Here is a 13,883-nt window from a genome sequence, read left to right on the forward strand (position 1 = left end):
GACTAGTAGCTAAGTGTCATTGCGGGAAACTCGGTGAAGATCTGATCGGCTAGCTCTATGAGCGGGGCGCTTAGCACAGGAGCAAACAGCCCAATCACCGCGACAACGACCAGAAGCTTCACGGTGAGCGGCAAGCTTTCATCCTGGATCTGCGTCGCCGCCTGGAGGATGCCGATGACGAGGCCGACAACCACTGATGCAATGAGCGGCGGTAGAATCCAGATCATGAAAACCACCAGTGATTGGCTCATAAGAGTAATGATGCTGGATTCAGTGATGATCAGCCTCCCGGTAACGTATAACTCAGCACAAGCCCATGCATCAATTTTGACCAACCATCAATGGCAACAAACAAGAAGATCTTGAACGGGACAGATATAACAGTTGGTGAGACCATCGACATGCCCATCGCCATCAAGATAGTTGTCACTATCAGATCTATAACAATAAAAGGCAGATAAAGTAGAAATCCTATCTCAAATCCACGCTTCAATTCCGATAGCAAGAAAGATGGTACAAGTATTGCAAAGTCATCAGGCGTGGCTGCAGCGTGCATTTCCTCTGGCCAGACCTTTTCTGTCGAAGATAGGAAAAATCGCCGCTGCTCTTCATTTGTGAATTTCTTGAGATGCTCGCGCAAGGGCTCACTTCCGGCTTTAGCGGCGCTTACCCAGTCGTCGAATGTCTGATAGTGGAGCTTGGGATCCGACATGCGGTCATAGGTCTGCTCAGCAACGGGCGCACTAACGAACATAGTGAGGATCATCGCCGCGGCGTACAGCACCACATTGGGTGGTATGGTCTGGGTCCCGAGCGCATTGCGGACGAGGAAAAGAACAATTGATACCTTTACAAAGGCCGTTGTCGTGGCAACTGCTAAAACCAGCAGACCGAGTCCGGCGGTAACCGCAAGAAGCGCCAGGATTGTCGGCTGAGCTTCACTCATTGCATGCAAACCCGCCACGCAGCCTGATGCCCAGCTCTTCTCCGATGCGGACAATGTCGCCACGCCCGATACGCTGACCATTGGCCACTATGTCGACCGGGCCGTCGATCGGCCATCCAAGTTCAAAAATATGCCCTTCGCCGGCACTTCTTAATTCCCCAAGAGAAATAGGCCAGCGGCCGCATTCAAAGACAAGCACGATCTCGACATCGTCGAGATCCTTAGTAAGCTCCAGTTGCGATCCGGGTTGTGTCATATGCGCACTCTCCAAAGGACACGGTCGCGGGCGGAAAGGCCCCCGCAAGATTAATTCATCGCCGTCAAGATCCGCCTCGGCGCACAACTGGCCGACAGCTAGGGTGATCTGGCCGCGGCCGAACGGCGCAATATCGGGCAACAATGCATCACCGACACATGCGCTTCGAAGAAGCGCCGCAGGAAGGCGAAGCGTGCCGACCTCTCCTGCAACAATGAGCGGGAGCTCTGGAGGCAGCCCGCCCAGCTGCCGCGGCAACTGGGCAAGCAGTTCGCCTAGCGCGCGAAACGCAGGCGGTACTAAGCCGTCAAGTGGCGTGAACAGGAATAGACGGCCCTTGCCCTTGACCGCGCCGAAAATGATGTCGAGTTCAAGATGAGGAGCCAGCATCGTGGCTTCGCATACCCGCACGAGTTGCACGTTCAGACGCGTCGTCTCCTCCAGTCGAGTGACAAGCGGCTCCAGAGCGAGTTCGAGAATTAGCGAAGCAGTTGGCTCGGAAGGGAAGGCCAAGCCGTTCTGCACTGTCGTGATGAACTCCTCTACGAGCGGGCGCGACAGTGACAAGATGACCGTTTCGGCTCCCACTCTCCAGACGCAGTCAAGCATCGGAATGGCAGCAGGTTCCTGCTGCCAGACAAGCCCTGCCGTTCGCACCGATAGCGGCACCTCGTTGATCCGGCTTTGAAACGGCGTGCGCGGCGCTGCTGTATCATTGAGCCACGAGACAACCGTGTGGGACAGTTTCAGAACTGGTTCGAACATGGCGGGTGTGACCGCAGCGCCTATCAAAGACTGCACGGTCGTGTCATTCGGACGACCTCTTGCGACCGTCGGATCCGGTTGCGCGGCATTTAGGCAAGCGACCCCCTCGCATATTTCAGCAGTATCTCATCGTCGGCCTCGATCTCGGCTGCGGCCTCCGAATGAGTCTCGACGGCGCGCCGCACGTCGTCCTCGATTTGTTGCCATTTGTCCCTTGCCGCCGAACATATGACCCATAGCTCCCTCGTCCTGGACGCCGCCATCTCAGCCTCCTCTTGAGCGATTTGGGTATCATCAAGCATCTGCCGTCTGGAATTGATCTCAGCGGCAAGCTGTTCAGTGTGAAGGCGGTGACGGTCGAGCGCTGCGCTAGACAAGTTGTCGAGTGACATCAGATGCTGATAGAGCGCTGCTTCTTTTCTTGAACAATGTTGCTGTATCATTGCAAGCTCCCTAGAGGCATTTTGTACGGCTGAGGCGGCCACATCGCGCTGGGCTTCCTTCTTGGACAGCTCGCCAAGGGCACGACGCTCTTGCATTTCCTTCAGAAGCCGTAACCTCGAAGACTGAATCCAGTTTACGCGGTCAGACGCGACATCCATGCGACCGTCTCCTCGAAATCTGACGCGTCATCTTCGCTCTGGCGCAGAAACTCCCTCAGTTCGTCGATTGACGCGACAGCCCGGTCAGTCAGGGGATCTCCACCTGGCTTGTATTCGCCAACATTGATCAAGAACTCGGTCTCGGCATAGCGCGACAGGAGCTCGCGGAAAATGGATGCTGCCTTGCGATGTGTCCCCGAAACGACTGCATCCATGACGCGGCTGCGACTCTGCAGCACATCAATAGCGGGGAAATGCGATCGCGCCGCAATAGCGCGTGAGAGGATGACATGGCCATCGAGAATACCACGCGATTCCTCGGCGATTGGATCACCCGTGCCATCACCCTCTACAAGCACCGTATAGAAGGCCGTGATTGAGCCCCGCTCACCCATGCCGGCGCGCTCGAGCAGGCCTGGCAGCATGCCAAAAACGGAAGGAGGAAAGCCCCGTCGCGTCGGCGGCTCACCCGCAGCAAGGCCTATTTCGCGCATAGCGCGGCAGAAGCGCGTCAGCGAATCCAGCATGAGAGCAACGCGTAGGCCTTGATCGCGGAAATATTCCGCGAGCGCAGTCGCCATTGGAGCGCATTGCGCACGCTCTACCGCCGAGCGGTCGGATGTTTCAACCACGACGACTGTACGGAGAAGGCCCTCTTCACCAAGATTCCTTTCGATGAATTCACGAACTTCCCGTCCACGTTCGCCTATGAGCGCCACTATGACGACGTCAGCGGCGGCACCCTTTACGATCTGTGACAACAGCGTCGACTTGCCACCACCTGGCTCGCCATAAATCCCGATCCGCTGGCCCTCGCCGCACGTCAGCAGACCATCGAGGACACGGACCCCAAGCGGGAATGGCCGCTCAATCATGCGCCTCGTCATCGGATTGGGGGCTCTGCCATGCAGGGGCCGAGTTTCGACGGTCTTGATTTCGCCTTTGCCGTCCAATGGGCGGCAACGACTGTCGATCACGCGACCGAGCAAATCGCCGCCGACGGGCACCTCACGCATTCGGCCAGTGGCCACGACCTCTGCGCGGCTGGATAGGCCCACCAAGTCCCCGATCGGTGTCAGCAATACACCATCACCCGACAGGCCGATCACCTCGGCCTCGAGCGACAGCCCGGTTCGCGGGTCCTCTAGGAGGCAAAGTTCCCCAATACGAGTGTCTGGCAAGACGGCATGAACCAGTGTGCCGATAGCCCGCGTGATCCGACCGCGCACCGCACGCGTGTCAATTCGCTTGGCCGCAGCCCTCAAAGACGAGATTGCTGGAACGAGAGCTCGAGTGTCGGCGTCAGCGTTATGTTCTGGGACGGGCTTTCTCATAGCTCGCCTTTCTCACAGAGCGTCCCGAAACCAAGGCGCAGCGCGCGCATCTGGGCGTCAAGTCCAAGGTCAACATTGCCGTACTCGCTCCACAGCACGCAGCGTTGCGGCGACAATGTCGGGTCGGGCTCGATCCGCACCCTTGGTCGACCATCCTGGCCGTCGCATCGAGCAAACTCTCGTGCAAGCATGTCGACTTGCATGGGAGAAACATGAAGGCAAACGTCGGCGCCGCTGTATTGACACTCTATGGCGTGACGAACAGCCCTCACCAATAGCTCGCCCGGATCGAAAGCGCCGATAAGATCGCTCAATATTTCCATCACGAGCTGCGGCAATTCCTGCTCCAGAGCCGCCTTTCGTCGCGCGATTTCGGAGATTGTCTCCGCAATCAACCCTGCCATCTCCTCGGTGCCTGCATTCGAGCCCTCCATGTGGCCGCGCGCCCACGCCCGCTGGTAAACCGCGCGTGCCCAGTTTCGAACGCGCTGCCGATGCCGTTCTGCCGCGGCAAGGGCTTGCGCGGCGCTGTGCCAGGTTTCGAGCTCGCTCGCGGGTATCAGTGGTCCGACTGGACGCATCTGCGGCGCTATTGGCCCCTCGGAAAGTTCGACTGTCATTTCACCGGGGTCTCTGTCTCAAAATGAGCTACTACAAGTGAAAGCAATTGGCCGGCGTCGGTCCAATGCTCAGGTGCTGGAGTCTCCGCGGCAGTCCCCTCGGGCAATCGAAGAAGCACGCGGTTACGCTCGGTAGCTGAACTGTCCTGGAGCCAAGCCCCAAGACATGCGTGTCCATCGTATTCGATTTGCTGAGCGAGTTTTTCTGGGTCCGAGATCAGTCTTTTGTCAACAGCATGCAGCAGGTGTCGGATTCCGAATGCGTGTGCCTCCACGCCGATGCGTTTAACAAGGATGGCAAGCTCAGGCTGAGAGACAAACGCGACCAGCGAACGGGCATGCCAGATACTACCAGCAAGAAGGGCCGCTCGATATGGATCATGCCCGCGTAGAAGGTCCGGCCTGCAGCCGATGTGGTTCAGATCCACGTCATCGTTGCCCAGCAATTCTGCCAGCCTTGGATGCAGTCTGGAACACTTCTGCAACTTCACTAACGTTTCGGCCGATAACGATGGATCAAGACGCGCCGCAAGACGGGTTGGATGGGCCGAAGCCGCAAGCTCGCTCGCGCCCGGAAAGTGCGGACCATCAGGTCGGGCGGTCTGTATAGGCATTGGCAATGAGATGTCACCCACGTCCAATTGCAGGCATTCTTTTGCGAATGGCCTCGACAGCAGAAGCATCCCGGCGCCCCTCGACCTTGGAAACGCCGGTTGATTGCTTGCGCCGACGCGTAACAACGCCGATCAAGAGATAACAGGCCACGCCGAATACGGCTGCGGCAAAACCTGTTACGGTCGCCAGAAGTGGCGCAGGAAGAGGTAGTGATGCTTGTGGCAAAACAGCAGTCGGATCGGGCCGTTGCTCGTGTGCGGACCGTTCTACCGGCACCAAAACCACTTCCACCTTATCGTAGGACAGGCCTTCGATGCTGTCGGCTACAAGCATCTTTATCTTTGGCAGCAGAGCCGCGACATTTGTTTTTGCGTCGTGCCTGATAAACACCGAGGCCGAGGATGGCGTGGCACCGGCTCGCACAAGGTCGTTATGCGGCAGCACGACGTGAACACGTACAGAAAAAACGCCATCGATATCGCTGATCGTCCGCGACAACTCTTCGCTCAGGGCATACACGTAACGGGCACGCTCTTCGGTCGGCGAGGCAATCAGGCCTGATCCTTGGAATATCTCACCGAGGTTCTTGAAGGATTGGCGCGGCAGCCCCTTGGCGTTCAGAAGGTTGATTGAGAAGGCGAGCAGCTTTTCGTCAACCTGGATCGTGCTGGTTCCATCCTTGGCGACCACCCGGATCGCGGCGACCCCGTTGTCTTCAAGAAGTGCGAGCATTTCATTTGCCTCACGCTCTTGCAATTGCGTGTAGAGGTCGGCTTTGCAAGCAGTGAGGGCGACGAGAACTGGCAGCATGACAAGTCTAACCGACCGCCACCCTGACAGGCCACGCATGATTTCGCCCTCGGCCAAGCCAATCATGCGCGCGGTTCAGCCTTCCTTCAAAAGTTTATTCACGGATGATGTGACGCCGCTGACGCCTTTGGAGATAAGCGCCACCTGGGTGACGCCGTTGTAAACATCCCGAAGACCAGCCATCATCGTTTCGAAGTCTTGCCCTTGTTGGGGAATGCCCGAGATTCCGGTTCCCGCCTCACCTGGAACGGGAAGCTTCTGCGCCGGTCCCGGTAGAGCGCCCTTCGAAAGGGCTATGTCATGGTCGAGCGCGGGGAAGGAAACAGTGTTGTGTGGATATAGGGAGGAAATCGTCTGCAACACGCGATCGCCCATGCCGCTCGTCGGCGCAGCCGCGCGCTGAACATCCATCGCCGCAGCAACTGGCGCCGCACTCGCTGGCCCCGCGGCGGCATCGTTTTTCAGCGAGTCGGCTGCATGCCCTAAGGCGCGCTCAAACTGGGCCTGCTCGACAATCGACGGTGATCCGACCCTGGGGAGGCCAGCCGTTAGAGTGGCAGAGATCGACGTGACAGGCATCATCATGTAAGGACTCGGTTGCTCTCTCTGACCGGGCGAGCCCCGCCCATTCATCACCCGGTGTCGGCGCAACACTCCTAGGGGGGCAAGCTGACAACAAGCTGACTAACGGCGGCGTCATTTCGACAATCTAAAATCTCTTCGGCAATTTAGTCACTTGTGATGATTTCAGCGTTTGGTTTATCAGTGCGACATGCCGAGAACGCTTATCCAACCCGTCACCCTGCATGTTTTGAGACTTCTTTGTGCCGGGTTTTTTCTGTCCACCGGGATTCACCCGGCGCATGCAGTCCCGCTGTCCCTTCCGGCGACACCCTATAGATACACGGTTCTGGATCAGGAGCTCGCTGCAGCGTTGCAGGAATTCGGCAACAACCTGAATATCAGGGTCAACATCAGTCCTGCGGTGAAGGGGCGAATTCGCGGACGTATGCCTGATTTGCCACCGCGCGCGTTCCTCGACCGCTTGACGAACCTTTACGGTCTACAATGGTACTATGACGGCCTTGTGCTCTATGTGTCTGCTGCACAAGAATCGCAAACTCGAATGCTTTTGATGACGTCGATTCGCTTCGATGCGTTCAAGGGGGCTCTCGACAAGCTTGATATCTCCGACGAGCGCTATGTGGTCAAACCCGTGCCGGGCAATGGCCTCGTCTTCGTTTCCGGTCCACCGCGCTTCGTCGCACTCGTGGAGCAGACCTTTAACGGCTTGGTGGCGCAGGCGCAGGCGCAGACTCACATAGCGGCAACGCCAAAGGAATCAGTGCTGATCTTGTTTCGCGGCTCCTCCACTACGGTCGTTCGCGACGGACGACCGGATGCTTCTTATTCTTCTGACATCCCACAACAGGATAGCGTTAGCGGGAAGCCTGAGCTGGGCAAGAAATGAACATTGAGGATTTCCCGCAGCTCTGAAGAACATGACTGCGGCTACCCCTTTGTGAACTCTTCGCAAACTCGTCAGTTTCTCGAAAGCTAATCCGCTCATGATGAGTCCCGGCAGCTCTCGCGGTGACTCCGGCCATTGTGTTGGACCGAACCTTGGAGCCGGCCCGGAACACAGCAATTGAAGGCAGGGCAGGCGCATTCGTGACCTGCCGACGCTTGGAATTGTCGAATTTTGTGAAACGCAAGGGATCTTCTGTCGGGGTCTCTTGTGGGGATTTCAACGTCACGTCTGAGGATGCATAATGTCGGCCAGTAATCTTTCAACTTTCTACCGCTCAAATTCGCTACAGTCCGCAAGGGGTTGGCCGGGCCTGAAAGTTTCCCATTTTGCGACCCAGCATCAGCAAAGTGCATCGTGCTTCGAAGCGATGCTGTCCACTTGTGTGCTGGCAGACAAGCCCGGCTCTTTCGCGCAAGGGGATCTGCCAGCGTCGAATCTTGATTCGACAATGGATAAATTGCGGCAGGACCCTTTGGGCCATATGGCACCGGATGTCTTGACATTGAATGGCTTGGAGCAACACCCACTGGATCTGCTGCCGCCAAATATGAGGGCGGCTCTCAAGGAGGACCAATCGCAACGCTCCAAGGCGACTGAAGCCCAACATCTGCTCGGCGTCACTCCGAAGATCGAGCCGGCTCCCAGGGCGAGCCCCGGAATCGCGTGGAACGGTGGGTCGCTGACCACGGCTGAGTTGCAGATTGTTGCGGTACTCAACCGTCACAAGGACCAATGCCCGCTTACTTGGAAGTCGTTGACCGACAAAGCCAATGATCCCTCTACGCCACCGGATCTGAAAGCGGCGATCCAGGGACTGCAGCAGGATTCGGGACTTTTTTATGCGATTGGCTCGCAGGGCGACGGCCGCTGTGGAGGCAAGATCAACGCCAAGGACTTGGCCGGATTTTCAAACCACCACCCACAAGTTGCTGCATTTCAGGAAGCCCAAGCGCGAAGCTACGAGCAGAACTACATACCATCCGACGGCAGCGGAGGTTTGCAGCCTTCGGTCATGACCTTGAGCGATGCCTTGCGGGAGTTTTACCGGTACTCCGAAAATCTGTCCAAGGACCTGAGTCTGGATGAGTTCAAGAAAATGGTCGGCGGCGAATCGAAAAACGGCAAATTTCCGCCCCAGGTCATTGCGGCGGCGCAATATTTCCTCGATCACCCCGATGCTTGGAACCAGTTGTGCGGTGGCTCGAAAGGGAAGATGCACAAAGAGGATTTCCTGCAAGTCGCCTCATCGTCGATGAGCCTCACGCAAACTGAGCTGAATACGGTCGAGATGATCAAGGACCATCAGGACACGTTCTTTGGAAGCGGTGTTCTGACTCGCGACAAACTGGCGAAAATGAAAGACGACAAGAGCCTTGATCCGAAAGTGCGGGAAGCAGCCTCTCAGCTCCTTTCAGATCCTCTTTTGTTTGGCCTCCTGAACAATTCGATCACGGGCTATAAGACCCATCATAAATTCTTCGACTTTGGCGGCGGGCATACGGTTGATTCCGGCAATATCAGCAAAAAAGACTTTGCCCATTTTTGCACAAACATGTCGTCTGCGAACCGCAACGTTCAGCAGCCAATCACCCACGGCGCCCAAACCGCAGAAGAGCAGAATGCCGTCGCGGACATGAAGATGGGCCTGATGGACCAGCCTGACATTAAGTCAGCCAAAAAGAACGGCGGGGCCGTCATGCACGTCGTCGACTCCGTGCTCAAAATCGAGACGAAAGTGCTCGACTTGGCGGCAACGGCGGTGGGACTGCTCAGCTTCATTCCGGGCCTCGGACAAGTAGCCGATCTTGCCTCGATGGTTCTCGAGGCTGAGTCGCAAGCAGCCAATCTCCTGCGTACGGCCATTAACGGAGGCGATATGAAGCGAGCGCTGGAGGAAGCTGGCCTCAATATGGCCGCGCAGGCGATCGGCCTTATCGCAGGCCCCGAGGTCAAGCTGGCCATTCGAAATGGGCTCGTAAAGCACCTGATGGAAGAGGCCTTGGCGGCAGGCATTGATCTTTCGGTCTCGACGGCGCAGGACTACGCAGAAGGCTATGTGAATAACCTCAAAGCGCGCCTTGCAGGCGGCCCTGAGCAAAGCCTAGGCCTTCCGAGCATGCCATCATTCCAGAGTGTGGCAAGCAATGTGCCCTTCGTCGGCATTGCCTTATCCTAGCCGTCGCCTTGCGCGGAAGCTTTGGCTCGCGCGCTGACATAAGGGTCATTGTGGCACAAGCAGGGGTTCATCCGCATCAACGCAAGCGGTGTTCCTGACGCCATCTGGATCGGACTGTGAGGGGGATGTCCGAAGTCTGTGAAGGCTTCGGTATATGACGACTTCAGAGTTACGCTGAGCCCAGCCATCTCGAGCCGGTGCGCCGGGTCGAGGTTTTCACGGGCGCCGGCCGGTAGCGGGAATGGTCTCCGGAAGGCACGGCGCGGATGGTGGCGGAGCGGCGCAGCCGAAGGAACGGCTGTCGCGCGCCCAGGGCGGCCTCCCGAACAGCAGACGATGATCTCCTGCCTTGGGCCTATATCCTTGTGCCCACGCTCAAGGCAGTCGGCTGAAAACAGCGCTGATTTAAAACAGCATTATCCTGCACTGCACCCTCGATCCTTGCGCTCACCGATCGCTCGTCGACACGCACGCGGTCAAGTCGTTATCGGCGCTATGCCGATGGGCTTCGAGAGCAAGGTGGACGCTGAGCGGTGCGTCAGCCTCAGGGCGCGGCTGGCCAGCTTTGGGTCTCACGCTCTATGACGGCAACACCCGGCTGATCCACTTGGCCTGTTCGCGGGCTCCCGGCAGCGGCGCGGAAGCCACGGTCCGCCTTCCTCGGCTTCAGGCCAAAGATACCGCAGCATGCTCCAGAGCTATGTCTGCCGCCTTCGCCCCATCGTCGCTGGTCATGTGGAAAGGACAAGCAGGCTACGCACCCTATAATCCCGTCGGGCAGGATTCGACAGTCGACGGCGAGACATTCGCCAAACCTCCCCCTTGATCTCAGCAACGTTAAAAAAAATTCACATAATGTTCGTGAGTGTAGTCTCCTGTCAGGTGGTACATTAGCCCCAATATCTGGCGTCTTAGTCGTAGAAAGGACTGTGATCTATCTTCCATTAGCATCCATACCAGCGGATTTACAGCAAATGACGAGAGAGGTCTCATGCGGATTGATGGGGATAGAAGGGCTAGCGGCTTGCTGCATCCCGTCCGGGTTGATGCCAACCAATGTTGACACTGGTAAATCGCCTAAGGACGGCAGCGCATCTTGATCGCCTTCGAATCCTGGGCCTTTGCGCGCATGCGGATCTAACCGTCGGCGAGCTGGCCGATATTACCAGTCTGCCTCGCGAGCAGGTTCGACGCCACGTTCGGCGGCTGGTCAGAGCCAACTTTCTTTGCTGCAACGAACAACGTCCGCAGTCTTCGTACCATATGCAAGCAGGAGGCAAGGATGGCGGGCTGGCTCAATTGGTGGTCGATCTCCTGCCCCACGATGATGGCCATCATAAAAGAGACCTACAACGCCTGGAAGCAATACAAGACGCGCGGTTGAAGGGACCGCCTGCTTGATCGTGAAATAGATCAGTCCAAATGGAGCGCGACTACCATGGATAACTCCGCCGGCGGCGCCATCGCGCAGCCCGATACTTACGGGCGGCCTCACTTAGCCGCCGTCGACTCCCGCGTTCACGAACTGCTTCTAAGACAGGAGCGTCAGGAGCGGACAACTCTCAAACTGATCGCCTCCGAGAACTTTGCCTCCTCGGCGGTGTTGGAAGCGACCGGGTCGATTTTCACCAACAAGTATGCCGAGGGATACCCCGGTGCGCGCTACTACGCCGGAAACGAGATCGTCGATGAGCTTGAGACCCTCGCGATCGAGCGCCTGAAAGCGCTATTTGGCAGTGAACACGCCAACGTCCAGCCTTATTCAGGCTCGCCAGCCAACCAGGCTGTCTATCGCGCGCTTTTGAGCCCCCGTGACAAAGTCATGGGCTTGCCTTTACCCGAAGGCGGCCATCTGACCCACGGTTGGTCCGTCAATTTTTCCGGCAGCGATTATCAGCGCGTCCCGTACAGGCTGCACGAAAAGACACAGCAAATTGACTATGACCACTTGCGCGAGACCGCCAAGCGGGAACGCCCGAAGCTAATTTGGGTCGGCGGAACTGCTTATCCGCGTATTTTTGACTACGCGGCAATGGCCGAAATTGCTTCGGAGGTGAACTCGTATCTGGTGGCTGACATCGCCCACATCTGCGGCCTGGTTGTCGCAGGAGTGCATCCGAACCCCGTGTCCCATTGCGATGTGGTCACCAGCACCTCTCACAAGTCGATCCGCGGTCCCCGGGGTGGCTTCATTTTATCAAGGAATGAAGACCGTTATCAGCCCCTCCATCATCCGAAGAGCAAACACAATCTGGCCAAACGTATAGACCGCGCCGTGTTCCCTCTTCTGCAAGGCGGACCGCATATGAATACTATCGCCGCGCTTGCCGTCGCTTTGCAGGAAGCAGCGAACTCGTCCTTTCGTGTCTACGGTCAGCAGATCGTCCACAACGCCAAGGCTCTGGCCCAGGCACTTCTGGAGCGAGGTTATGAACTCGTCACCGGGGGCACTGACAATCACATGCTGATCCTTGATCTTCGGGACCGGTCGCTGTCAGGCAAAGCCTATGCGGAGCGCTTATCGCGTGCAGGCATCATTGCGAATTTCAATATGGTCCCGGGCGACCGGCGGCATCCGGCGCTGACAAGCGGCATCCGCTTAGGGACACCAGCGGTGACGTCCATGGGCATGCGCGAAACGGAGATGGTGCAGATCGCCGCTTTCATCGACTCGGTCTGCCGCCAGCCCGATGACCAGGAAGTTCATGCGAGCGTACGAAGAGACGTTGCCGACTTCTGCACTGCGTTCGATGTTCCCGGCATCCCCGACCGATAAGCCACCCCAATCCAGAAACTCCTCACTAACTCCAGCACTTGAAGCGAGGGCATTTTTATGACCAGGCAGTTCGTGTTCTCTTCCGAATCCGTCGGCGCGGGACACCCCGATAAGATGGCAGACAACATCTCCGATGCCATTCTCGATGCGGTCCTGCGCACCGATCCGAAGGCGCGCGTCGCCTGTGAAGTGTTGGTGAAGACGGGGATGGTCGTTGTGGCTGGCGAGATCACCAGCCATGCCCACATCGATTACAGCCAAGTCGCCCGCGATACGATACTCGATATTGGCTACGACGATGATGCGATTGGCTTTGATGGTCGACGTTGCGCCGTCGTTCTGGCCCTCACCGAGCAGTCGCCCGACATAAGCCAGGGCGTTGATGAAGGACGAGGGCAGGATCTCGGGCAAGGGGCAGGGGATCAGGGCATCATGTTTGGATTCGCATGCAACGAGACGGATACATTGATGCCCCTGCCGATCCAACTCGCTCACCATTTGACGAAAAGACAGGCCGAGGTCCGGAAAGCGGGACAGCTTGGCTGGCTGCGTCCGGACGTGAAATCTCAAGTGTCGGTACGCTACGAAGGGCTCCGCCCGGTGGCGCTGGATACCATAGTCCTGTCAACGCAGCATGACGAAGCGGTTTCACAAGCCACGGTCCGCGAAGGCGTCATTGAGGAGATCATAAAACCGGTCCTGCCGGCCCACCTGGATACTTCGGGGATCAGATTTCTGGTCAACCCAACAGGGCGGTTCGTGGTCGGTGGGCCTGCCGGCGACTGCGGCCTCACAGGACGGAAGATCATCGTCGATTCCTACGGTGGGACCGGGCGTCACGGCGGCGGTGCCTTTTCGGGCAAGGACCCATCCAAGGTTGACCGCTCGGCGGCCTATGCCGCCCGGTATGTCGCGAAGAACATCGTTGCCAGCGGCCTTGCGGAGGTCTGCGAGGTTCAGCTTGCCTACGCGATCGGCGTGGCCAGTCCGGTTTCTGTCATGGTCAATACCTTCGGAACCGCAAGGATCGAGGAAAAAAGGATCGAGCGCCTTGTTCTCGAGGTTTTCAATCTCCGACCGAAAGGCATCATCAAGATGCTTGATCTCTTACGGCCGATATACCGCAAGACGGCGACATACGGACACTTCGGGCGTGAAGAGCCTGAGTTCACTTGGGAGAAGACGGACAAAGCTGACGATTTGCTGCGTGAAGCCGGACCGGCAGCTGCGTGAGGGCGGCTGGATCAAGCGCATGCGGCAACCCATTTCAACTCGCGAGACCACGCCCGGCCGGCGTGGCAAGAAGCCGGCTCGGGTTTTGGCGGAGATTTTGATGCCGGCTTATGACGTGCTTTGCATCGGCAATGCCATTGTCGACATCATCGCCCAGTGCGACGAGGAATTCCTCGAGACCAACGGCATCATCAAGGGCGCGATGAACCTCATCGACAC

At 57.7% G+C, this 13,883-nt stretch carries 14 protein-coding genes and 1 pseudogene; 6 read left to right on the forward strand and 9 right to left on the reverse strand.

Going from position 1 to position 13,883, the window contains the following annotated elements; translation table 11 throughout:
* Positions 1-2: 2 nt before the first annotated feature.
* The 9 genes from NP945_RS31325 to NP945_RS31365 form a co-directional block, all read right to left on the reverse strand.
* Positions 3-251: an EscS/YscS/HrcS family type III secretion system export apparatus protein gene (locus NP945_RS31325; RefSeq protein WP_081714428.1), complete on the reverse strand. Its 249-nt coding sequence runs from the start codon at positions 249-251 to the stop codon at positions 3-5.
* A gap of 29 nt (positions 252-280) precedes the next feature.
* On the reverse strand, positions 281-946 hold the full coding sequence (sctR, locus tag NP945_RS31330; RefSeq protein WP_029354851.1) for a type III secretion system export apparatus subunit SctR: 666 nt from the start codon (positions 944-946) through the stop codon (positions 281-283).
* Positions 939-1,967, reverse strand: a complete 1,029-nt coding sequence (sctQ, locus tag NP945_RS31335; RefSeq protein WP_095769044.1) for a type III secretion system cytoplasmic ring protein SctQ — start codon at positions 1,965-1,967, stop codon at positions 939-941. Before sctQ ends, sctR begins: the two co-directional genes overlap by 8 nt.
* A gap of 89 nt (positions 1,968-2,056) precedes the next feature.
* The gene (locus NP945_RS31340) at positions 2,057-2,569 is read right to left on the reverse strand and encodes a hypothetical protein (RefSeq protein ID WP_032899688.1); all 513 of its coding nucleotides are present in this window, start codon (positions 2,567-2,569) and stop codon (positions 2,057-2,059) included.
* Positions 2,545-3,903, reverse strand: a complete 1,359-nt coding sequence (gene sctN, locus NP945_RS31345) for a type III secretion system ATPase SctN (RefSeq protein ID WP_024505372.1) — start codon at positions 3,901-3,903, stop codon at positions 2,545-2,547. Before sctN ends, NP945_RS31340 begins: the two co-directional genes overlap by 25 nt.
* Positions 3,900-4,523, reverse strand: coding sequence for a type III secretion system stator protein SctL (sctL, locus tag NP945_RS31350; protein WP_024505371.1), 624 nt, complete (start codon positions 4,521-4,523; stop codon positions 3,900-3,902). The genes sctN and sctL overlap by 4 nt, the downstream gene beginning before the upstream one ends.
* Positions 4,520-5,206, reverse strand: coding sequence for a nodulation protein NolU (locus NP945_RS31355; protein ID WP_306283342.1), 687 nt, complete (start codon positions 5,204-5,206; stop codon positions 4,520-4,522). The genes sctL and NP945_RS31355 overlap by 4 nt, the downstream gene beginning before the upstream one ends.
* Positions 5,151-5,987, reverse strand: a complete 837-nt coding sequence (gene sctJ, locus NP945_RS31360; protein WP_281035262.1) for a type III secretion system inner membrane ring lipoprotein SctJ — start codon at positions 5,985-5,987, stop codon at positions 5,151-5,153. The genes NP945_RS31355 and sctJ overlap by 56 nt, the downstream gene beginning before the upstream one ends.
* A 36-nt stretch (positions 5,988-6,023) precedes the next feature.
* Positions 6,024-6,533, reverse strand: a complete 510-nt coding sequence (locus NP945_RS31365) for a nodulation protein NolB (protein ID WP_024505368.1) — start codon at positions 6,531-6,533, stop codon at positions 6,024-6,026.
* A 187-nt stretch (positions 6,534-6,720) separates the two neighbouring features.
* Here NP945_RS31365 and NP945_RS31370 point away from each other — a divergent pair, with 187 nt between their 5' ends.
* The 6 genes and pseudogenes from NP945_RS31370 to NP945_RS31395 all read left to right on the forward strand — a co-directional run.
* The gene (locus NP945_RS31370; RefSeq protein WP_256748485.1) at positions 6,721-7,419 is read left to right on the forward strand and encodes a secretin N-terminal domain-containing protein; all 699 of its coding nucleotides are present in this window, start codon (positions 6,721-6,723) and stop codon (positions 7,417-7,419) included.
* A gap of 301 nt (positions 7,420-7,720) precedes the next feature.
* Positions 7,721-9,655 carry an HrpF/NolX family T3SS translocon protein gene (locus NP945_RS31375; RefSeq protein WP_306283343.1) on the forward strand — a complete coding sequence of 645 codons (1,935 nt, stop codon included), beginning with the start codon at positions 7,721-7,723 and terminating at the stop codon, positions 9,653-9,655.
* Positions 9,656-10,711: 1,056 nt separating this feature from the next.
* Positions 10,712-11,056: a helix-turn-helix domain-containing protein gene (locus NP945_RS31380; RefSeq protein ID WP_084831489.1), complete on the forward strand. Its 345-nt coding sequence runs from the start codon at positions 10,712-10,714 to the stop codon at positions 11,054-11,056.
* Positions 11,057-11,093: 37 nt separating this feature from the next.
* The gene (gene glyA, locus NP945_RS31385) at positions 11,094-12,431 is read left to right on the forward strand and encodes a serine hydroxymethyltransferase (RefSeq protein ID WP_063169266.1); all 1,338 of its coding nucleotides are present in this window, start codon (positions 11,094-11,096) and stop codon (positions 12,429-12,431) included.
* A gap of 57 nt (positions 12,432-12,488) precedes the next feature.
* The gene (metK, locus tag NP945_RS31390) at positions 12,489-13,664 is read left to right on the forward strand and encodes a methionine adenosyltransferase (RefSeq protein WP_063169265.1); all 1,176 of its coding nucleotides are present in this window, start codon (positions 12,489-12,491) and stop codon (positions 13,662-13,664) included.
* A gap of 100 nt (positions 13,665-13,764) precedes the next feature.
* Positions 13,765-13,883, forward strand: a pseudogene (locus NP945_RS31395) (adenosine kinase); the annotation flags it as partial.

It is taken from the genome of Mesorhizobium sp. LMG17149 (genome assembly GCF_024518695.1).
Taxonomy (GTDB): Bacteria; Pseudomonadota; Alphaproteobacteria; order Rhizobiales; family Rhizobiaceae; genus Mesorhizobium.